Below are 22,023 nucleotides of genomic sequence, written 5' to 3' on the forward strand. Positions count from 1 at the left end.
CGGCGCGGGCGGTGCCGGCGGCGCGCCGGGCATGCCGAATCTGGGCGTGTCGGCGCAGCAGGCGCTGCAGGCGAGCCAGCCTTCGATCCGCAACCTCGGGTATGCCGCGCATGCGATCGCCGCGCAGATCGCCGCGCAGCAGAATGCGGCGGCTGCGGCGGCGAAGCTGCCTTCGACCGTGCCGAACGGGTTGACGCCGGGCGGGCTGCAGGTGGCGGCCGGCGGGTCGAGCGATACGAACAACCCCGTGCTGTGGTTCAACGCGAATGCGCCGACGCAGAATGTCGACAGTAGCGGGCACGTGAACGTCGATGTCAAGCAGACCGGGCAGAACGCGGTGCTGACGTGGGAGACGATGAACGTCGGCCGGCAGACGACGCTGAATTTCGATCAATCGGGCGGCACGCAGACGAACGGCGCGAACAACTGGGCCGTGCTGAACCGGATCAACGATCCGAGCGGCAGGCCGAGCCAGATTCTCGGCAACATCACCGCGCAGGGCGCCGTGTACGTAATCAACCGCAACGGCGTGCTGTTCGGCGCCGGATCGCAGGTCAACGTGCATTCGCTGGTTGCTTCGTCGCTGAACCTGCTCGACATGAAGAACCAGCTCGTGCCAACGCCCGCGGGCATCGTCGCGAGCAACCAGCAGTTCCTGAGCCTGCCGGCGGGGACGACGGGCGGGCTGGCTTATCCGCAGTCGGGGAGTTCGAGCGGAACGGCCGGGGACGGGGGCAAGCCGAACGAGGTGCTCGGGCTCGGTAGTCAGGCGCTGCTGAGCGGTGCGTATCAGCCGCCGGGCGACGTGACCATCGAGCAGGGCGCGTCGATCACGACGCACACCAACGGCACGGCCAGCGACGGCGGTTTCGTGCTGGTCGCCGCGCCGAACGTGACGAACGCGGGCAGCATCGCGGCGACGTCGGGACAGGTCGTGCTGGCGGCGGGCGTGGGGGTGAGCCTGCGGCCGAACGGAGCCGGAACGTTGGGCAATCCGCAAGTGCTGCTGCCGGAGCTGAGCGGGCAGATCGTGACCGTCGACCCGGCCACCGGCGCGTCGATCGACGTCACGCCGGCCGGCACGCTGACGAACACCGGTATCGTGCAGGCTGCGCGAGGCAACGTGAACCTGCTCGGCAGCCGCGTCGCGCAGAACGGCGTGGTGGGCGTGACGACGAGCGTGAACACGCCGGGCACGATCACGATCTCGACGGCGGACGAATATGCGTCGAACAATCCGCTGGGCAATCCCTATACCGGCTCGACGCCGGTCACGGGCGGCCCCGGCGGCGGCGACAACGTCAATCGCGCCGGTCTGCTGAGCTTCGGGCCGGGATCGGTGACGACCGTGCTGCCCGACAACAACGGCCAGACCGCGACGTCGACGCCCGGCACGACCTTCACGCCGGGCGGCATCGCGATGACGGCCGGCTCCGTCTGGTTCCAGGGCGGCTCGCTGATCGAGGCGCCGGGCTCGAACGTGTCGGTGACGGCCTATGCGCCGTCGGTCGTGACGAACCAGGTGTCGGGCCAGACCGCGGTGCCGGGCCGCATCTACGTGGACGACGGCGCGACGATCGACGTGTCGGGGCTGGCGGACGTGCAGGCGCCGATTTCGCAGACGCTCGTGACGGTCGACCGGATCGGCCAGAACGAACTCGCCGATTCGCCGCTGCTGCGCAACAGTTTCCTGTTCGGGCTGAAGGGCGTGGTCGTCGACAGCACGCTGTCGGGCACGCGCAGCGACGGCGTGCAGTGGGTCGGCAGCCCGATCCTGAATCTGTCCGGCTATGTGAACCTGATTCCGCGTACCGTCGACCAACTGCTGACCAACGGCGGCACGATCACGCTGTCCGGTAACGAGGTGATGACCGCGACCGGTTCGTCGATGAACCTGAACGGCGGGTACGTGCACTACGACGGCGGGATGGTCAATACGACGCGGCTCGTCGACGCCAACGGCGCGATCGTGCCGATCGGGCAGGCGAGCCCGTACGATCGCTATGTCGGCATTGCCGGGCAGTTCGTCGAAAGCCATCCGCGCTGGGGTGTGACGAAGTCGTGGTTCAACCCGCTGCAGACGGGCGGCACCTACCAGTCCGACACCATCGTCGGCGGCAACGCGGGCACGCTCGACCTGTTCGCGTCGCAGGCGCTGGTGCTCGACGGCGACATCAGCGCGCAGGCGTTCGGCGGTGCGAAGCAGATGCAGGGCAACAGCCTGCCGTCCGGCGGCACGTTCAACCTGGGGGCCGATCCGAAGCTGGCCGGCACTGCGCTGGCCGGGATGACGTGGAACAGTGCGGCGAACACCGCGTCGCTGCCGCTCAATGCGCTGTCGGGACTGACGATCCTGCAGGACTCGGCACCGCAGTTGAGCGCGCTGATGCCGGGTTTCTCGATCGACACGCCGCTCGACAAGGGGGCGCCGCAATCGCTGGCCGCCAACGATCCGAACAATCTGCCGGCGACGCGCGTGGTACCGGTCGCGACGCTGAACAACGGCGGGTTCGCGAACCTGAACGTGACCGAGGACAAGAACGCGGGCAAGGGCATCGTGGTGGCGCAGGGCGCACAGCTGAACCTGCAACCGGGCGGTTCGATCTCGCTCAACAGCCCGGCGGTCGGCGCCGACGTGACCGTCGCGGGGCGCCTGTCCGCGCCGTCCGGTTCGATTTCGATCACGAGCGGCGGCAATGTGGTCGTCGGGCCGCAGGGCGCGCTCAGTGCGGCCGGCCAGTGGGTGAACAACGACGTGCAGGCCGCGCCGGGCACGACGCCCGGCAACAGCCAGTTCATCAACGGCGGCAGCATTTCGCTGTCGGCGAGGGAGAATGCGACGTTCGTGAACGGCACCGCCGTGGATGCGACAGGATCGATCCTGCTGCAACCGGGCAGCGTGCTCGATGTGTCGGGCGGCGGCGAAATGCTCGCGAACGGCCAGTTGCTGATACAGAACGGCGTGCCGGCCGGGCGCGGCGGCAACGTTGCGTTGCAGACCTATGCGGTGCCGGCGGGCGGCGCGCAGTTCGGTCATACGAACGACGGCGGCGCGAACCTGCCGGACATCCAGCCGACTGCCGGCACGATTGCGATGGGCGGCACGATCCTGAGCGACGGTTTCTCGGGGGGCGGGACGATGACCCTGGGCGCGCTCGGCTTCCGGATCGGTGGAGACAAGGCGGCAGCGGCGCCGTGGGACGTGTATTTGCCCGAGAATTTCTTTGCGCAACAGGGCTTCGGCAAGTACGTGCTGAACGCGTACTACGACTCGACCATCGCGCCGGGCGCGACGGTTGCGCTCACGCAGAGAAACCTGCTTCCCGACGCGCTGGCGCTGCAGCAGACGGGTTCGGGCGCGAGCTTGTCCGCGGGCGGCCTGACGACGGTCGGCCAACTCGATGCGTATCACCGGCAGCCGACAGGGCTCGTGCTGACCGGCGGTAACGTCGTGTCGTGGCTGACGGCGGCAAACAACGGCGCGGTGCCGTCGTATCCGGGCGTGACCGGTGCGGTGACGCTGTCGTCGGGGGCATCGATCCACGCGGACGCCGGTGCAGGCATCGTGCTCGCATCGCCGAAGCAGGTGACCGTGCTCGGCTCGGTGGTCGCGCCGGGCGGGGCGATCGTACTGAGCGCCGATACCGGCACCACGGCCCCTCAACCGGGCCAATTCAATGTCTTCACGCCAAGCAACAGCCGATCCGCGTGGCTCGGGTCGGACGCAACGCTCGACGTATCCGGTGTCGCGCTCGCCAATCCGCTTGCCGCGCCGGTCAAGATCGGTGGAACGACCGTCGTGCCGAATACCGGCAAGGTTCTGCCTGGCGGTTCGGTGACGCTGTCGAGCGATGCGGGCTATGTGGTGACGCAAGCCGGGTCGAAGATCGACGTGTCGGGCGTGTCCGCGAACTTCGACCGATTGCAGGCGAACGGCACCTATGCGTCGCAGCCCGTGTGGAGCGATGCGGGCTCGATCACGCTGGCGCCCGCGTACGGCCTCTTTGCGGACGGGACAATGGCCGGCCATGCCGGCGCGTCGCAGGCGCGCGGCGGTACGCTGACGATCCTGCCGCGGGCGAACAGCAGTGCGCCCGGTGCGACGGCGCTCGTCGTGCAGCAAAGCGGGATGCTGTTGCCCGCGGGGCTTGCGCCGGGCAAGGATTTTCCGACGCCGATCGATCCGACCACCGGGTTGCCGACCGGATTGCCCACCGGCGTGATCCAGTTCGCCGTCGATCGCCTGAACGATTCGGGAATCGCGAATCTCGTGCTGGGCGATGGCACGCCATCCCCGTTCGCGGCGCCGCCGATCGCGTTTGCCGGCAACGTGAACCTGACGCTGCCCGAATCCGTCACGCTGAATACCGGCCGGATCGCGGCGATCGGGATGGATCAGCTTTCGACGCTGCTGTCGACCCCTGCGAAGCCGGCGGGTGGCAACTCGGCGCTCGCGGACCTGCTCGCCCAGCCGCCGGCCGTTCCGCTCGGCACGACGGTGACGATCAGCGCGCCGTACGTCGCATTTGCCGGCCCGATGGCCCCTTCGGGGACACCCGCCTTCACGCCGGTCGCCACGCGTTCCGACGCGACGCTGAACGTGAATGCGTCGTTCGTCGATCTGCGCAACCAGTTCCAGCTCAACAATATCGGGCAGGCGAATTTCACCAGCAGCGGCGACATCCGTCTGAGCGCTTCCAATCCATCGGGCAAGGGGCTGTCGCCGGGCGTGCTGTACACGCCAGGCAACGTGACGTTCAACGCGGCGAGCCTGTATCCGGCGACCGGCAGCACGTTCATCGTCGATGCGGTCGGCCCGGTCGATTCGACCACCGGCAAACCCGCGCCGACCACCGTCACGTTCGGCACGACCGGTGTGTCCGGCACGCCGCTGTCGGCCGGCGGCACGCTGCTCGTCGATGCAACGAACATCGTGCAGGGCGGCACCGTGCGTGCGCCGTCCGGCACGATCGTGTTCGGCGTCGGTGACCCGACGAACAGCGCCACGCAGAGTCAGTTCGGCAACCTGCTGCTCGTGGCGACGGATTCGGTGACCTTCGCGAACGGCAGCGTGACGTCGGTTTCGAACGGCGGTTCGATCATTCCTTACGGTACGACGGTCGATGGCGTCGAATGGCAATTCAATCCGATCGCTGGCACGACGGCGTCGGACCTGATCGCGCCGCCAGCGAAGTACATCGGGGTCAACGGCACCAGCGTCGCACTCAACAAGGGCGCGACGATCGACCTGTCCGGCGGCGGCGACCTGCAGGCCGCCGAATGGGTGCCCGGCACGGGCGGCACGCGCGACGTGCTGTCGCAATACAACGTGAGCTATGCGAGCGGCAAGGGCGCGACGGCGGTGCCGGTCAATGCGGGCGGCGGGAACGTCTATGCGATCGTGCCGGGCACGCAATCGCCGGTCGCAGCCTACGATCCGCTGTTCGCGCAGACCGTGCAGCCGGATGTCGCCAGCAACGGCACGCCGACGACCAAGACCGTGACGCTGGGCGTCGGCCAGGCCGGGTTGAACGACGCGATCGGCAAGGCCGTGTACCTGTCCGGCGTGCCGGGACTCGCGCCCGGCTATTACACGCTGCTGCCGGGCAAGTATGCGACGCTGCCCGGCGCGTACCGCGTGACCGTGTCGGCGACGACGGGCAACGTCGTGCCGGGCGCGTCGCAGGTGCTGCCGGACGGCACCGTCATGGCGGCCGGGTATTTCGCCGATGCGGTGACGGGCGGCCGCAGCGCGACGCCGACGCTCTTCAACGTGCAGTCGGGCGCGACGTGGCAGCAGTATTCGCAGTACACGCTGAAGGGCGCGAACGACTTCTTCACCGCGCAGGCCGCGAAGCAGGGCAACGTGACCCCGCCGCTGCCGGTGGATGGCGGCCAGCTCGTGCTCGCCGCGACGAAGGCGCTGACGCTTGGCGCGACGCTCAACGCGGCGGCCGGCCCGGGCGGCGCGCCGGCGGAGGTCGACATCGCGTCGCAGGACATCCAGATCACCGGCAGCGGCAGCGCCGCATTGCCCGGCTATCTGCAGATCGGCGGCGATGCGCTCGATTCGCTGAATGCCGGCAGCCTGCTGATCGGCGGCACGCGCGCGGCGACGACCAAGGGCGTGACGATCACGCCGATCGCGAACAGCGTCGTGGTGTCGAACGACGGGAATTCGTCGCTGAAGGGGCCCGAGATCCTGCTCGTGACTAAAACCGACGCGAGCGACACGGATCCGAGCGCGGCGAACGGTTTGCGCGTGGACGCGGGTGCATCGATCACGGCGGCGGGCGACTACCCGGCGGCGAAGGACCAGCCGATCACGATCGCCGGCGACGGCGCACTGCTGCGCGTGTCGAATGGCGCGATGGCGCCGCTCACGCGCACGGGTGGCACCGGCACGGGGCTGCTGACGGTCGGTGCAGGCGCGACGCTGTCGGGCGGCCAGGCGCTGATGCTCGATTCCTCGGGCAACCTGAAGGTCGATCCGAGCGCGGTGCTGTCCGGGAAAGCGATCACTGTGGATGGTTCGGCGATCACGTTCACGAACGCGAGCGGCGCGGCCGCGGCGGCGCTGCCGGGTTTCGTGATCGATCCGGCGGGCCTGGCGCAACTCGCCAACGCCGATCTCGTGTCGCTGCGCAGCTACGGTGCAATGGGCTTCGTCGGCGACGTGAGCGCGACGTTCGGCACGCGCGTCGACCTGAGCGCGGGTACGTTCACCAGCGACGGCGGCCGCGTGACGCTGAACGGACAGCAGATCGCGTTCACGAACGAGACGGGCGCGGCGAACGGCACCGTCACGCCGGGCAGCGGCGTGCTGACGGTCAACGCAAAAGAGATCGACTTCGGCGCGGGCACGAAGACGCTGAGCGGATTCTCGTCGGCGAACCTGACGGCGACCGGCGGCATCGTCGGGCAAGGCACCGGGACGTTCGATTTCGGGGCGCTGCCGGTGACGCTCAACGCGCCCGTGTATCTGGCCGATACGAGCTCCGCGTCGACCGTGAAGACGACCGGGGCGCTGACGTTGAGCGGCGCGGCCGGCACCGCGTTGACGAATACGCCGGTCGGCGGCGCATGGAAATTCGTTGGCGGCACGCTTGCCGACAACGGTGCGACGATCGCGGCGCCCGCCGGCAACGTGAGCCTCGAGGCGACCACCGGCAACCTGACGATCGGCGGCGGTTCGACGGTCAGTTCGGCGGGCGTGTCGAAGCAGTTCTTCGACGTGACGCAGTACGCGCCGGCCGGTTCGATTATCCTGACCGCCGATGCGGGGACGGTCGACGTGCAGCCGGGTGCGACGCTCGACTTCTCGGGCGCGAAGGGGGGCGGCGCGGCTGGCAGCCTGACGCTGTCGGCGCCGAAGCAGGTCGCGAGCCTGAACGGCACGATCAAGGGCGGCGCGACGAACGGCTACGCGGGCGGCTCGCTGTCGCTCGACACGGGCGGCGCGGCCGACCTCGATTCGCTCGCGAAGACGCTCGCATCGAGCGGCGTGAACCAGTCGATCGACATTCATACGCGGTCGGGCAACCTGACGCTGTCGGCGGGCAATGCGCTGACCGCGCGGGCGGTGTCGCTGACGGCCGACGGCGGCGCGGGCAACGCGTCGGATACGGCGAACGGCAACGTGAACGTGCTGGGGACGATCGATGCGTCGGGCAAGGCGGGCGGGCAGATCAGCCTGTACGGCAAGAGCGGTGTCGACATCGAGGGTTCGCTGCTCGCGAAAGCGACCGATGCGAGCCAGCGCGGCGGCAAGGTCGCGATCGGCACGAGCGCGACGTTCGATCCGGCCGTAGCCGATCCGTACAACGCGACTTACGGCTACGAGAATGTATCCGCCGCGCAGTCCGGGTTGATCCGGCTCGGCTCGAATGCGTCGATCGACGTGTCCGGCGGTACGCCGGGCGGCACGCTCGACGGCACGGTCAATTTCCGTGCACCGCTGCTGCGCGACGGCACGGTCAATATCGCGCTCGATGGTGGCGGCGTGCATGGTTCGCGCAAGACGACCGTCGAGGCGTATGCGGTGTGGAGCGCAGCGGATGCGACGACCGGCTCGCAGCATTTCGACGGCCTCATCGATCCGGCCGGCTGGTACGACGGCAGTGGCCATCTGCTTGCCGGAACGTTCACGGTGCCGGGCAGCACGCCGGCGACGTACAGCTATACGCCTGGCGGCGCAGGCGGCGGAACGCTCGTCAACAACGCGACCGGCGAGTCGACGGCGGTCACCGAGGATCAATTGCGCAACGGGATTTCCGGCAGCGGCTTTACCGGGCTGACAGGTGCGTATTTCGTCGCAGGGGCCGCGAATGCCGATCATGTCGCGTTCTATGGATATCGCGCCGACGGTTCCGGTACGTCGCCGGGCACGTTGATGGCGTTCGTTCAGCATGGCCCGGATGGCGTCGCCGGCCAGTTCGCCGGTGCATCGCTGCAGAATTTCAGCGTCGTGCCGGGCATCGAGCTCGACAATCCCGGCAATGCGGTCAACGGCGGCAATATTTCGGTGCTGTCGAACTGGAACCTCGGCGCGGGCGCACCGAACAATAGCGGCAGCATCACACCCGATTTCCGCTATCGGTCGACGATCGCGCCGACGCTGACGTTCCGCGCGGCGAACGATTTCGATGCGTACGCAAGCATTTCGGACGGGTTTTATCAGAGCCAGGTCGCGTCGATTCTGGGCGGGGTGGGGCCGGTTACGGCAACCGGTACCTACACGGACGCGAAGCAGAAGTTCGATCAGCTTGTGTCGATCGATGATCCGACGCAGGTGACGGTGTCTTTTAACGATGGAGCCACGGCGAACCTGACGGCGCTCGATCCGAATGCGACGCTCGCCTCACCGCTAATGGGTCAGACGGCCGGCTATTACTCTGCGTATTTGTCATATACCGGAGCTTGGCAACAGGATATCGAGGCGTGGACGTCGCCGGACACGGCATCGAATTACGTTGGGCACATCCTGCCGGTCAGGCCGTCGACGACGCCGGCGCCGGTGCTGGCTGATTTCGCCACATACTCGGATTATCTGACCGCCTATTGGGGGCCGGACCTGACAGGCGCCAAGAGCTCGACATCGTATCTGTATGGGTACTCTCGCGCGTCGGTAATCCGATTCGGGACGCCCGCTGCGCCTACGCCTCCGGTCGGGTTACAACCCAATTCGGGCAATTCTGCCCAAGCGGCGTACTTGGCAGACTATTCAAACTACATGCTGGCGTACTCGGACTACTTCAATAATCGATGGCCTAGTCTTTTCGCACCTAGAAACTCCTACAACATGTTCTATGCACCGATCGCACCCGCATCGGTGCCAGACACAGGCATCGTCAACATCGGTGCATTGCCCGGTAACGCGGTAGCCAACGTGCCGACGCCAAACAACCCGATGCCGGTAGCTTTCGCGACCTTGCTTGGCGGTGGTAGCTCGTCATACCGGATCGTGTCGGGTGCCGATGTGCAGAGTGCGAATCCGCTCGCATTGCAACCGGTTTCGACGCTCACGAATGCAGGGGCGACCTCAGCCGGTACCGGCAATGTGACGCTGAGCGGGCATACCGGCTACGTCGACAGCAACGGTCTGACACTCGTCGAGCCCGTAACGATCCGCACCGGCACGGGATCAATCGATGTGGCGGCCGGCAACGGAGTGTCGCTGTTCGATACGAACAAGACAGCCGATTCGTCAACCTTGATCGTTCCTGGCGTGATCTACACGGCCGGTGCGCCTGCTGCAGGGGCGCCATCGGTGGGTACTGCCGTTGCGATTGCCCATGCTCCGAGTGGCGGCCTGCAAGACGTCCTGATTACACCTGCCGTGAATCCCGATTCGGCCGGTGATATCACGATTCACGCGCAGGGTGATATCGATGGCATGCAAAGCGTGATCGATACGAAAGGAGCCGTGACAGGGAGCACGGGTAACGACATTGGCCAATACTGGTGGCAGTGGATGCAGATTACCGCGGGGAAAACAACCGACGGTCAAGTTGTTGTCGCGCCGCTGACCCGAACCTCGATCGACTTCGGCGCATTCGACCAAGGCGTAATGAGTGTCGGCGGTAATGTATCGATCAGCGCCGGTGGCAATATCTCGGATCTCGCCGTATCGTTGCCGACCACGTGGTACCTGAACGGCAGCGGCAAGCCTGTCACCGTCGGTGGAGGAAATCTGACCGTACGCGCAGGTGGAGACATTCTGAGCGGTGACTATTTCGTTGCGAAGGGAGCCGGCACGATATCGGCTGGCGGTCGCATCGGGTCCGATATTTCCATCGCACCTCGTGTGCTCGGCGCTGGTCCGATCGACGTGTCGACGGTGCTTGCGACTCAGGACGGCATATTCGACGTTACCGCACGTCAGGGTGTGGGGATTGGCGCGGTATTGAATCCGTCTTATTCAAGCAGCTTTTTTCAGAGCGGTGGACAGCCGACCGGTGTCATCAATCTTTCGAGCTATGGCCAGTATCCCGACAATCAGGTCTATTCCCCGACTTCGGCGGTCAATGTGCTGTCCACGACCGGCGACGTTCAACTCGGCGCGCTCGGAGGAGCGTTGACCGGTGCAAATGGCGTGTTGCCTGCGAGCCTCGGCATGACCGCATTCGACGGTGCAATCGACATCCAATCCGGAGGCGTTCTCTATCCTTCGGCAGTCGGTCAGTTGAACTTGATCGCGGGTCAATCGGTGTACCTGTCCAATGTATCGGCCACGCGGATCGACGCAGCATTGCCGAAAACGTTCGGTCTATCGGACGCCGATCCATCGCAGATGCCGTCGCCGACGAATCCGAGCTTGACACCGAATATCCCGGCGTTGACGAATACGACGCTTGCAGCTCATGCGCTGAATCCGCTTCACGGTGCAGATTTGCAGCCTGTGCGCGTTTACAGCTTGAACGGAAGCATCGTCAATGGCGGGATAAATACATCAGTTACCGGCGACGGCTTTTACCAGAATCTCGTCACGTTTTCGGTCGACAAACCCGCGCTTTTGCAGGCCGGGCAGGACATCGTCAATCTGGCGTTCTGGGGGCAGAATCTGCGCAGCTCCGATGTGACGCGCGTCGTGGCGGGGCGGGGCATTTACGATACGCCGATTTCGACGACCACCGGTGCGGTGCCGGTACTGTCGCTTGGCGGACCGGGATGGTTCGATGTTCAGGCTGGACGTAATATCGGCCCGCTGACGAGTCAAGCCGAGTTGTATAACCGGAAGGTCAACGTGGGCGGACTCGCGCACCTTTTCACCGGCATCGATGCAGTCGGAAACGCGAACAACCCGAATCTGCCGCACGAGAGTGCGAGCATCAATGTGCTGTTCGGCGTAGGCCCAGGCATCGATCTTCCCGGCTTCGTCTCGACCTACGTCGCGCCGGGCAGTTCGGTTGCCGGCGTACCGAGCGCAACGCCCGCACTGATTGCATTCATGGAGCAGTACGACGCGGGAATTGGCGTCGACACGGGCCTGCAGGCCGACAAGGATGCGGCGCTGGCGAAGGTTGGCCGGCTGACGGCCGACGAAGCGTGGAAGCAATTCCAGGCGTTGCCGTCGTACGTTCAGCAACTATTCGCGGAGAAGGTGCTGTTCGGCGTGCTCGCGCAAGTCGGTGCCGACTTCAACGATCCTGCGAGCCGATACAGCGGTCAGTACGCAAGAGGCTATCAGGCGATCAACACGCTGTTTCCGGCTTCGTTCGGCTATACCGCGAACAATCTGGGCGGTGGCTCGAATGGTGCGAACAAGCAGGTCGCTACCGGCGATCTCGACATTCGCAGCACGACGATCCAGACGCAGCAAGGCGGTGATGTGACGATCCTCGGTCCCGGCGGGCAGGCGCTCGTCGGCAGCACGACGGCGCCGCCGCAGATCGTCGACAGCACCGGAAACGTAGTGGCCGGCCCCGGCACGATGGGGATCCTGACGCTCGAGAAGGGGAACGTCGACATCTTCACGGATCAGAGCGTGCTGCTCGCGCAGAGCCGGATTTTCACCGAGCAGGGCGGCGACATGACGATCTGGAGTTCGAACGGGGACATCAACGCGGGCAAGGGCGCGAAAACGTCGGCCGACACGCCGGCGCCGCAGTATGTCTGCGATGCGAACCATTACTGCACGGTCGATTCGCGCGGGCAGGTGACGGGGGCGGGTATCGCGACGCTGCAGAGCATCCCGGGTGCGCCGAAAGGCACGGTCAACCTGATCGCGCCGCGCGGGACCGTCGATGCGGGCGACGCCGGCATTCGCGCGGGCAACCTGAACGTTGCCGCTTTGCGTGTTGTGAATGCCGACAACATCCAGGTGACGGGCAAGGCGACCGGGATTCCGCTCGTGCAGGCGGTGAACACGGGTGCACTGACGGCGGCGAGTTCGGCGGCGTCGGCGGCGAGCCAGGTCGCGCAGGACATCGCGAGGAACAACGCATCGGGCGTCGCGCCGCGTCGCTGGACGATCAGCGTGCAGGTCGAGGGCTTCGGGGACAACGGCGCGGATGGCGGATCGAAGCGGCGCAGGTCGGAGCAGGTTGGCTACGATTCGTCGAATTCGGTTTCGCTGCTGGGATTTGGGGCGGCGGCGGGGGCGACGCAGAAAGCGTTGCTGAGCAAGGAGGAGTTGGCGAAACTCAACCGGCTCTGATTGGCGTGTAAGCGGCAACATAGCCGAGACGAAAGCTGTGTTTTCGCCAACCGGAAGTGGGATGCCCGGCTTGATTTGGCCAAACTAACCGGTTGATACATCAGCCGCCTTGATTATCGAGGCGGCTGCCGTGCGTTGTTGCGTTAGTCTCGATTCTGGTTCCGGTCAATGTCCCTCGTCGCCTCCAAGGCCGCAGACGCGTGAATTGTCGGTGCCGAGAAAAAATGCGTTCGTGTCGCTCAGGAGGTTCGCCGATTCAAGAGAATCCGGTCCGTGCCCGAGACCGGATAACCGGATGCGGGTTGGCCAGTGACAGGCATCGGAGCCGGAAAACGAAGCCCGCTTGGTGGGATCGGTCATATCACCACCGGACGCAGAAACAATCGTCCCGTGCGCCCTTGTCGTATTCGGGTGAGTGCTGCTGGAGTCGCATGCATCGAGACATGACGTAAGCCAGCTTCGGCATAAAAAAACCGCCTCGATCACTCGAGGCGGTTCATCAGGACGTTGATTCGGAAGCGATCCGGCTTACCGGCCGGCGAAGCCGCCTGCACCGCAGACGCTCGAATCGTTGATGTCGAGGAAGTTGTTGCTCGAGTTGCTCAGGAAGTTCGACGAAATCGCGGTCTGGAATCCCGACGGAACGGTGTCGAAACCGTTGCCATGGACGACCGACGCGTAGCTGGCGTTCGTGTAGTGGTTGTTCAGGAAGTCGTGAACAGCCGTACCCGCAGCGGCGTTGGAGTAGCACTGGCTCAGGATGATCTGGCTCGTGCCCGAGACCGGATAACCGGAAGCGGGGTTGGCCAGGGCGGCATACGCCGAACCGGAAACCGGAACCCACTGGGTCGGATCGCCGGCAGCGGTGCCCGACGGGGCGGTAATCGTACCAATCGCCTTCGTCGCGTTCGCGTACGTCGGTGCGTAGTACTTCGTGTCCTTCGTGTTGTACAGGCTGGCGATCGGGAGTTGCAGCGCGCCCGACGACGTCACGACCGAGCTTTGCGAAGCAAGGAACGTGTTCGTGTAGTCCGGGCTCAGGTAGGCGACGGCGGCCGTACCGGCCGACGACAGCGACGCGAGCGAACCACGGACGCCGCCGCTGCCCGAAGCTGCGACGAAGTTCGCCGGCACACCCGACGGGAACGCCGACGTGTTCGCGAACGTCAGCGAATCGATGAACTTGACGCCCGAAGCCGTATTGGCGGTCGTGCAGACGGCAGCCAGGTGGCGGGTCAGCAGTTCGGTCGTACCGCTGCCGTCCGAACGGTAGACGACCTTGATCGGCTTGCTGGTCGTCGTGTAGACAGCGCCCGTTTCCGGGTTGATCACTTTGTTCCAGTCGGTAATCTTGCCCGAGAAGATGCCGCACAGGTCGTCGTCGTTCAGCGCGATGCTGTGCGCCTGACCCGGCGTCGTTTGCGGCGTCGTCGAGCTCGTCACGGCCGGCGCGTTGACGACCGGCACCGTGATGGCCGTCACGATGTACGGGATCTGGATCAGCGGGCCGTTCGTGGTGCCGAGGCCCGTGTTGTTGTACGCGGTGACCTGAGCGGTGGTCAGTGCGGCATCGCTGTTGGCGAAGTGAACCGTGCCCGTGACACCCGAGCCGAAGAACGTCGGCTGGTTGTTCAGGAACGCGTTCTGGCCGGCGCCCGAGCCGACCGAGTAGTACGTGAACGTGCCTTCGGACGTGCCGAACAGGCCGATTTCGCTGGCGGGGTTGCTGACCGAGCCGATCGTCGGCGCGACGAGCGACGAACCGCCACCTTGAATCACAGGGCCTGCGGCCATCGCGAGCGATGCGCCCATGCCCGAAACGACGAGAGCGAGGACTTGACAGATCTTGCGCTTGCTGGATTTCATGAGAAATTTCCTTGGACGAAGATAAACGGAACCCCTGCTACTGCGGTTTGAATACTTGTGGACCGCCGGGTAAATGTAGGGGGAATTCCGTATGACGCGTGTGAATTTTTAATAACGAATGGTACGGAACATTTTTGTCGATATTGCCAATGCGTTATCCGGATTGGCTGGCGAAAAATCGTGATCGATTCGCATGGCGAGCGATTCCCAGATGTTGGGAAGGCGGCGGCCCGATGCGGCGCGATGTTGCTCTGCTGGCGTGCTTGTGCGCACAGCGGCGCTATCTCAACATCAAGTCGGTTTCGTGGCAGATGCTACGGAACATTTCTTCCAGAGGTGAATCGATCATCCGGTTGCGATATTCCTGAAATTCATTAAATTGAATCATTTGGAAATCATTGGATCGTGATTGCTGGATGGTTGATGATTGAATAATTGATGTCACTGCCAAGAATGAAATCGTTTATCAAATATAAGAACAACGGCCGGAAGTAATAAAGCCCGCCAAACCTAAAAAAGGTAGCCCAACATCCGTCACAAATCTGCGCCGGTTCACTCCTTAGTCTTCTCCGACGACTCCGTCCGACTCGTTGCACGACGTCGCCGGGGAAGTCGCACACGTGACCCGAGGGCAGTGACATGTCGGCATTCCGCTACGAAGCGATCGATCCCACCGGCCGCACGCTGAAAGGCGTGCTCGAAGCCGACAGCGCGCGCGCCGGGCGCAGCCATCTGCGCACGCAGGGGCTCACGCCGCTCGTGGTCGAACTCGCCGCGCAGCGCCTGCACGGTGAACGTCATCAGCGCCTGTCGCTCGGCCGCAAGCTGTCGCAGCGCGAGCAGGCGATCCTCACGCGCCAGCTCGCGAGCCTGCTGGTCGCGGGGCTGCCGCTCGACGAATCGCTGTCGGTGCTGAGCGAGCAGGCCGAGCGCGAATACCTGCGTGAGCTGATGGCGTCGATCCGCGCGGAAGTCGTCGGCGGCCATTCGTTCGCGAACGCGCTCGGCCAGCATCCGCGCGATTTCCCCGACATCTACCGCGCGCTCGTCGCGGCCGGCGAGCACACGGGCAAGCTCGGTATCGTGCTGTCGCGTCTGGCCGACTACATCGAACAGAGCAATGCGCTGAAGCAGAAGATCCTGCTGGCATTCACGTACCCAGGCATCGTCACGCTGATCGCGTTCGGCATTGTCACGTTCCTGCTGAGCTACGTGGTGCCGCAGGTGGCGAACGTGTTCACCAGCACGAAACAGCAGTTGCCGACGCTGACGGTCGTGATGATGGCGCTCTCCGATTTCGTGCGGCACTGGTGGTGGGCGTCGCTCGCGGGAATGGTTGCGGTTGTGTTCGCGATCCGCAAGGTGTTGTCGCAGGAAGGGCCGCGACTGAAGTTCGATCACTGGCTGCTCACCGCGCCGCTCGCCGGCAAGCTCGTGCGCGGCTACAACACGGTACGTTTCGCGAGCACGCTCGGCATCCTCACCGCGGCGGGCGTCCCGATCCTGCGCGCGTTGCAGGCGGCCGGCGAAACGCTGTCGAACCGCGCGATGAGCGCGAACGTCGACGATGCGATCGTGCGCGTGCGCGAAGGCTCGGCGCTGTCGCGTGCGCTCGCCCACACGAAGACGTTCCCGCCGGTGTTGGTGCACCTGATCCGCTCGGGCGAGGCGACCGGCGACGTGACGACGATGCTCGACCGCGCATCGGAAGGCGAATCGCGCGAGCTGGAGCGCCGCACGATGTTCCTGACGAGCCTGCTCGAACCGCTGCTGATTCTCGCGATGGGCGGTGTGGTGCTCGTGATCGTGCTCGCGGTGATGATGCCGATCATCGAGCTGAACAACATGGTGCAGTGATGCGCGGTTCGGCTCAGCGCACGAACGCGTTCGCCTTCTCCGTGACGGGCAGCGCGATCTCGCGTTGCAGGCCGTGGCGATCGACGACGATCGAGCGCGCGCGAACCTCGGCGAGCTGCGCGGCTTCACCGATCGCCGCGCCGAGCGACACGACGCGCGCCGCTTCGCCGCTGACGCTGACGATCGCGGCCGCACGGCGCGCGTCGAACGCGAGCACGCCGAGCAACTGGATCGTGTCTCGGTTGTCGTCGGGTTTCGCGCCGAAGAGTTGCGCGCTCGCGGTGACGTCGATCGGCGCGGGCACTGCGACGGGCGCGGGCGCCGATGCGTCGGGCACGGTCAGCAGCCGCACGGCCCACAGCGAGACGGTGACGAGCGCGGCGCCGGAAGCGAGCGTCGCGACGAGCGGCAGCAGATCGGCGCGGGACGGAACGATACGGTGCAGGGCGAACGGTTTCATGGCGAAGAGTCGATGCGATGGACGAAAGACGATTGCCATTCTTTGATGGAAGGGTGAATGCATGATGACGGGCCCGAACGAAACCCGCATGTTGCGCGCAGGCAAGCCGCAGGAACCTGCATGTCGACGCGCGCAACGCGGCTTCACGCTGATCGAGATCATGGTCGTCGTCGCGATTCTCGGGATTCTCGCGGCGCTGATCGTGCCGAAGATCATGAGTCGTCCCGACGAAGCGCGCCGCATTGCGGCGAAGCAGGACATCGGCACGATGATGCAGTCGCTGAACCTGTATCGACTCGACAACGGCCGCTATCCGTCGCAGGAGCAGGGGCTCACCGCGCTGATCCAGAAGCCGACGACCGACCCGGTGCCGAACAACTGGAAAGACGGCGGCTATCTGGAGCGGTTGCCGAAGGATCCCTGGGGCAACGCGTATCAATACCTGAACCCGGGCGCGCACGGCGCGATCGACGTGTTCAGCTACGGTGCGGACGGCAAGCCGGGCGGCGAGGGAAACGATGCGGACATCGGTTCGTGGCAGTAACGGCAAAGGCTTGGCACACATGAAGCGCACGAACGCGTGGCAGCGATCGCGTCGATATCGTCAATCCGGCTTCACGCTGCTGGAAATGCTCGTCGTGCTCGTGATCGTCGGGCTGCTGGTCGCGGTCGTGACGCTCGCGCCGTCGCGCAATCGCCGCACGGATCTCGCCGAGGAAGCGCAGCGGCTCGCGAACCTGCTCGAATCGGCCGGCGACGAAGCGCAGGTGCGGTCGATGCCGATCGCGTGGCAGCCGGTAGGCGGTGGCTACCGGTTCGTGCAGCGCACCGAGAGCGGCGCGTGGGCGCCGATGTCCGACGACCTCTATCGTGCGCGCCGCTGGGGCGCCGAGGTGACGGGCGTGTCGGTGCGTTACACCGGCGGCGGCGAAACACCTTCGCAGATCGTGCTCGGCAGCGAAAGCATCGACGTGCCGGTGACGATCACGCTGTGGTCCGGCGACGTGCGAATGGCCGTCGTCGGCACGGGCATCGGCAACTTCGTCGTGCGCCGGCCTTGAGCGACGCGTGGCGCCGGGTGCGGATACGACGCGCGAACGCGTCGCGATTGAATCATGCCCTTGCACGCTTCACCTGACTGTCACAGTGCCCGCTCACAATCTGTCGTTCGCTTGCGACGGAACCGCTCACGGGGGAGCGCGTTTCGCCGGCAGCGTGCAACTCCACTTCCGTCCAGGAATTCATGACTCGTTCACGGGCGCCGACCGGTGTCCTGGCGCTCGTCGCGGGGCTCGCGTTCGTCGTGCTGTGCATGCGCGGCGTACAGGCACAGGAGACCGGCTCCATCGGCCGCCAGCCGGGCAGCGCGGTGCATTTCGATCTGCCCGCGCAGCCGCTCGCGAAGACCTTGCAGGACTTCGCGCGGCTCACCGAGCTGATCGTGCTGGCGCCGGCGCCGCTGCTCGACGGGCGCACGAGTGCGCCGGTGCAGGGCGACTTCGCGCCGCGCGATGCGCTCGCGCGGATGCTGGCGGGAACGGGGTTGCGTGCGGAATTCTCGCGTCCGGACGAAGCGATCATCGTCGCGCAGCCGGCCGCCGAGACGCCGCCCGCGACGGCCGACACGCCGGCGGATGCGGCGCTGCCGATCGACGGGATCGGCGATTCCGGCGAGCGGCGCACGTTCGCGGGCCTGCTGCAGGCGCATCTGATCGATGCACTGTGTGCGCAGCCGGCGGCCGTGCCGGGCAGCTATCGACTCGTCGCGCAGGTGCGCATCGACAACAGGGGGGCGGTGGTGGCGGTCAACATGGTGGCATCGAGCGGCTCGGCCGCCCGCGACGCGGCGGTGATGCGCGCGCTGCGCGCACTGAAGCTGGACGACGCGCCGCCTGCGGACCTGCCGCAGCCGGTCACGATCCTGTTGCGGCCGGCCGGCAACGGCGTGCATTTCCGTTGCCCGGCGCCGCAGCCGGCCGTTCGGGGCTAGGCCGCCATGTCCGACAGCAACCGCTCCGGGCTCCGGAATCTGCTGGCGACGCGCTACGCGTACCTGGTCAGGCGGCTCGAACGCGTGACGGGGTCGAAGGACGGCGCCGCCGATGCGCTGCACGAAACCTGGCTGCGCCTCGAGAACGCGAACGTCTCCACGCAGGTGACGAACGCGGACGCCTATATACTCGGGATGGCGAACAATGTCGCGATCGACCAGCATCGCCGCGAACGGCGGCATCTGCACGACGACGATGTCGAGACGCTGCTCGAGATGCCCGACGAGCTGGCCGATCCCGAGCGGATCGTGGCGGCGCGCCGCAAGGTCGAGACCCTGAAGGACGTGCTGCGCGGCCTGCCGCCGCGGCGCCGCGCGATCCTGCTGGCCGCCCGCGTGGACGGCCTGCTGAACCGCGAGATCGCCGAGCATTTCGGCATTTCGCTGCGGCTCGTCGAAAGCGAGCTGAGCGCGGCGATGAAGTACTGCCTGCAGCGCATGCAGGAAGATGGTGATCCGTACACGGGCACGCGAGGCGGCCCGCGAAAATTTTGAGCATCAGGACGATGACGAAAGCCCAGGCCCAACCTGCCCACGACGAACTCGACGAAGCGAGTGCGTGGCTGCTGCGTCTGCGCTCGGGAGAAGCGAGCCAGGCCGAAGCCGATGCGTTCGAGCGCTGGTGTGCCGATCGTCCGCAGGCAGCCGATCTGCTGCGCGACACCTGGAGTTCGCTGCGCACGGCGGCGACCGAGCTTGCGCACGAGGAGCGGGCGGCCGCTGCCTGGGCAAACGTTGCAAGGCGCGAGCGCACGATGCGCACCGGGCGGCGCGCATTCATCGGTTTCGCGGTCGCGGCCGGCGCGTCGTGGCTCGCGGTACGGCCGCCGATGCAGCTGTGGCCGTCGCTCGGCGATATCGCCGCCGATTACCACACGGGCACCGGCGAACAGCGCAGCGTCGCGCTGTCGTCGCGCGTGACGGTCGAGCTGAATACGCAGACGCGTCTCGACGTGCTGGCCGCGAGCGATGCCGCGCACGGCGTCGAAGTCGTCGCCGGCGAAGCGGAGATCGACGCGGTCGCGCCGCCGGCCGGCCGCGCGACGCCGATTCAGCCCGTCACGGTGGTGGCGGGTGGCGGCCGCATGCAGGCGACCGTCGCGCGCTTCAACGTGCGGCGCACGGGCACGCAGGTGTGCGTGACCTGCCTGTCCGGCACGGTCGCGCTCCAGCATCCGCGCGGCGCGCGCATGTTGAACGCCGACGATCAGGTCGTCTACGACGATCGCGGCGTGCAGCCCGTGTCGCGGATCGATCCGGGCGCCATCAGCGCATGGCGGCGCGGCATGCTGGTGTTCAACGGCGTGCCGCTGTCGGACGTCGTCGACGAGATCAACCGCTACCGGCGCGGCAAGGTCATCCTGCGCCGCGCGTCGCTCGGCGCGAACCGGATGCAGGCGCAGTTCCCGATCACGCGGCTCGACGACGTGATCGACATGGTCGGCCGCCTGTACGGCGCGCACATCACGCGCCTGCCCGGCAACATCGTGCTGTTGAGCTGACGGCTTCCCGCGCTTCATTCCCCCGTTTTCCTTCCGCGCGCGATGCGTTCGCGTCGCTTGCGGCCGTCCGCGCACTGCGGGTTACGGCCGTCCGATACGACTTGATCAATGAGGGCCGGCAAACGCCGGGCTGTCCTTGATGGCGGCCCGGTGTGACGTCGTCGGACCCGAGGCGTGGGTGGCAAGCGCCCCGGCCGCGCAGCGATGCGCGGTGCGGGGGATGTGTGTCGATGGAGCTTCGGGCGGTGGCGTGATCATGAACGAATCGCAACGGGACACGGATCCCGGCGACGCGAATACGCGCGCCGATGCGATCCGCGAGGGCGCGGTGCGCTGGCTGCTGTGGCTGCGCGCCGGCGATACGACGGAGCAGGAACACGACGCTTTCGCGCGCTGGCGCGCGCAGAGCGACGAGCATGCGCGCACGGTCCGCGAGCTGATCTGGATGTGGGCGCTGCTGGAGGCGGTCGGCCGTCATGAGCCCGGCGGATCGACGCGCACGCATTGACATGGCGGCGATCCGCGCACGCACCGGTGTGGTGCGCGATCGCGTTCGCGCGATCACCCAATGGCGCCGGAAGAAAGTCTGCGGGTTATGCAGGCCCGCTTCGACCTTGTATACGAGAGAGCGAGGGGGCCGTGTAGCAGGACCGTGAAGAGGGGCGGTAAAGCGGAGACCGGGGAACGGGGGCCGGAGACGGCTCCCGGATCGCCGTGCACGCATGGCGGCGGCGCGCGTGGCGAGTACGTGCCGGCCGCGTCACGACAACACGGATTCCCGATTCAGGATGGCGACCCGGGCTGCAGGCCCGCGCGTGCGCCGTTCCATGCGGCATCGAGCGGATCGCCGGCATCGCGCAGCGGCTCGCGCAGAAAGGGAAAGCGTTCGACGAACGATGCGGATTCTTGCAGGGCCACGATATGGTTGACCATCCATTGCAGCAGTTCGCCGCCGTGCCGGACCTGTTCCGGGCGCCAGTCCGGCATCGTCGAGAAGAGGGCCGAGAAGCCGCTCCAGCGCGACGGCCGGTCGTTGTCGCCGGGCCGGAAATACGTGTTCATCGCGACGTCGTCCGCGTCGGTCAGCGCGCCGACGAACAACCCGTGCGGCGTCGGCACGCCGATCTGCCGCCAGCCTTCCGCGAGCGCGAGCGAGCGCATCACGCGCGCCGCGACGAATGCGATGCGCGTTTCATGTTCGACTTCCGCCAGCGACATCACGCCGTTGCGCTGCATGCAGCGCGCGACCGCGTGCGGCCGGATCACGTTCGACGCGAAGCTGCGCAGCACGAGGTCGGGCACCGTCAGCTGAAGCTGGAATTCGCGCAGCCCGTGCTCGGCGCTCATCGTCGAGAAATTGACGAACAGCCCTTCGGCCCGGCCGAGCGCACCGACGTACGGTTCGAGCCCGAGGCGCGCGAGTTTCGGCGCGATCTGGCGTTCGAGCAGCCGCAGCAGGTTGCGGCGGTTGCGCACGCCGTTGAAATCGTCGATGCCGCGCGTGACGACGTCGCTGATTTCCCAGCGGCGCTCGTCGGCGACGAGCCGCGGCGAGCCGCTCAGGTCGAACCGGGCGCGGCCGTGCGCCACGCGGGGATCTACGTACATGCCGGTGCCTCGTGCATCGATT

12 protein-coding genes are annotated in these 22,023 nt (G+C 66.2%); 8 read left to right on the top strand and 4 right to left on the bottom strand.

Features of this window, described 5'->3' with window-relative positions:
• Positions 1-12,658: filamentous haemagglutinin family protein (locus tag L810_RS29570; RefSeq protein WP_042976678.1), on the top strand; the 12,658-nt coding region annotated here is incomplete at its 5' end.
• Positions 12,659-12,823: 165 nt separating this feature from the next.
• On the opposite strand, the gene L810_RS47610 is transcribed toward L810_RS29570, so the two are convergent.
• Positions 12,824-13,018: a hypothetical protein gene (locus L810_RS47610; protein WP_148712290.1), complete on the bottom strand. Its 195-nt coding sequence runs from the start codon at positions 13,016-13,018 to the stop codon at positions 12,824-12,826.
• Between the two features lie 168 nt (positions 13,019-13,186).
• Positions 13,187-14,524 carry a substrate-binding domain-containing protein gene (locus L810_RS29575; RefSeq protein WP_021161922.1) on the bottom strand — a complete coding sequence of 446 codons (1,338 nt, stop codon included), beginning with the start codon at positions 14,522-14,524 and terminating at the stop codon, positions 13,187-13,189.
• 639 nt (positions 14,525-15,163) lie between these two features.
• Between L810_RS29575 and gspF the strand changes: the two genes are divergently transcribed.
• Positions 15,164-16,381, top strand: a complete 1,218-nt coding sequence (gene gspF, locus L810_RS29580; RefSeq protein WP_021161924.1) for a type II secretion system inner membrane protein GspF — start codon at positions 15,164-15,166, stop codon at positions 16,379-16,381.
• 13 nt (positions 16,382-16,394) lie between these two features.
• Here the strand turns inward: gspF and L810_RS29585 are convergent, their stop codons facing one another.
• The gene (locus L810_RS29585) at positions 16,395-16,841 is read right to left on the bottom strand and encodes a general secretion pathway protein GspC (RefSeq protein ID WP_051392333.1); all 447 of its coding nucleotides are present in this window, start codon (positions 16,839-16,841) and stop codon (positions 16,395-16,397) included.
• 88 nt (positions 16,842-16,929) lie between these two features.
• On the opposite strand from L810_RS29585, the gene gspG reads away from it, so the two are divergent.
• From gspG to L810_RS29615, 6 genes are all read left to right on the top strand, one after another.
• A complete protein-coding gene (gene gspG / locus L810_RS29590; protein WP_051392336.1) occupies positions 16,930-17,385 on the top strand; it encodes a type II secretion system major pseudopilin GspG in 456 nt (151 codons plus the stop codon).
• Between the two features lie 19 nt (positions 17,386-17,404).
• Positions 17,405-17,902 (top strand): type II secretion system minor pseudopilin GspH, encoded by a 498-nt coding sequence (gene gspH, locus L810_RS29595; protein WP_021161927.1) that lies wholly within the window; start codon positions 17,405-17,407, stop codon positions 17,900-17,902.
• A 182-nt stretch (positions 17,903-18,084) separates the two neighbouring features.
• The gene (locus L810_RS29600) at positions 18,085-18,831 is read left to right on the top strand and encodes a secretin and TonB N-terminal domain-containing protein (RefSeq protein WP_021161928.1); all 747 of its coding nucleotides are present in this window, start codon (positions 18,085-18,087) and stop codon (positions 18,829-18,831) included.
• A 6-nt stretch (positions 18,832-18,837) separates the two neighbouring features.
• Positions 18,838-19,386, top strand: a complete 549-nt coding sequence (locus L810_RS29605) for an RNA polymerase sigma factor (RefSeq protein WP_011354683.1) — start codon at positions 18,838-18,840, stop codon at positions 19,384-19,386.
• Positions 19,387-19,397: 11 nt separating this feature from the next.
• Positions 19,398-20,393, top strand: coding sequence for a FecR family protein (locus L810_RS29610; protein WP_042976680.1), 996 nt, complete (start codon positions 19,398-19,400; stop codon positions 20,391-20,393).
• Positions 20,394-20,649: 256 nt separating this feature from the next.
• Positions 20,650-20,901 (top strand): FecR/PupR family sigma factor regulator, encoded by a 252-nt coding sequence (locus L810_RS29615; protein WP_225740345.1) that lies wholly within the window; start codon positions 20,650-20,652, stop codon positions 20,899-20,901.
• 275 nt (positions 20,902-21,176) lie between these two features.
• Here L810_RS29615 and L810_RS29620 read toward each other — a convergent pair whose 3' ends face one another.
• Positions 21,177-22,001: a hypothetical protein gene (locus L810_RS29620; RefSeq protein ID WP_021161931.1), complete on the bottom strand. Its 825-nt coding sequence runs from the start codon at positions 21,999-22,001 to the stop codon at positions 21,177-21,179.
• Positions 22,002-22,023: the final 22 nt, after the last annotated feature.

The sequence above is a fragment of the Burkholderia sp. AU4i genome (genome assembly GCF_000466765.1).
Classification (GTDB): domain Bacteria; phylum Pseudomonadota; class Gammaproteobacteria; order Burkholderiales; family Burkholderiaceae; genus Burkholderia; species Burkholderia cepacia.

Excerpts from the sequence above, each read along its gene's own strand:
- L810_RS29615 (WP_225740345.1), top strand. The coding sequence starts at position 20,650 with ATGAACGAATCGCAACGGGACACGGATCCCGGCGACGCGAATACGCGC.
- L810_RS29600 (WP_021161928.1), top strand. The coding sequence starts at position 18,085 with ATGACTCGTTCACGGGCGCCGACCGGTGTCCTGGCGCTCGTCGCGGGG.
- L810_RS29620 (WP_021161931.1), bottom strand. The coding sequence starts at position 22,001 with ATGTACGTAGATCCCCGCGTGGCGCACGGCCGCGCCCGGTTCGACCTG.
- gspH (WP_021161927.1), top strand. The coding sequence starts at position 17,405 with ATGAAGCGCACGAACGCGTGGCAGCGATCGCGTCGATATCGTCAATCC.
- L810_RS29605 (WP_011354683.1), top strand. The coding sequence starts at position 18,838 with ATGTCCGACAGCAACCGCTCCGGGCTCCGGAATCTGCTGGCGACGCGC.
- L810_RS29610 (WP_042976680.1), top strand. The coding sequence starts at position 19,398 with ATGACGAAAGCCCAGGCCCAACCTGCCCACGACGAACTCGACGAAGCG.
- L810_RS29585 (WP_051392333.1), bottom strand. The coding sequence starts at position 16,841 with ATGAAACCGTTCGCCCTGCACCGTATCGTTCCGTCCCGCGCCGATCTG.
- L810_RS47610 (WP_148712290.1), bottom strand. The coding sequence starts at position 13,018 with ATGACCGATCCCACCAAGCGGGCTTCGTTTTCCGGCTCCGATGCCTGT.
- L810_RS29575 (WP_021161922.1), bottom strand. The coding sequence starts at position 14,524 with ATGAAATCCAGCAAGCGCAAGATCTGTCAAGTCCTCGCTCTCGTCGTT.
- gspF (WP_021161924.1), top strand. The coding sequence starts at position 15,164 with ATGTCGGCATTCCGCTACGAAGCGATCGATCCCACCGGCCGCACGCTG.
- gspG (WP_051392336.1), top strand. The coding sequence starts at position 16,930 with ATGTTGCGCGCAGGCAAGCCGCAGGAACCTGCATGTCGACGCGCGCAA.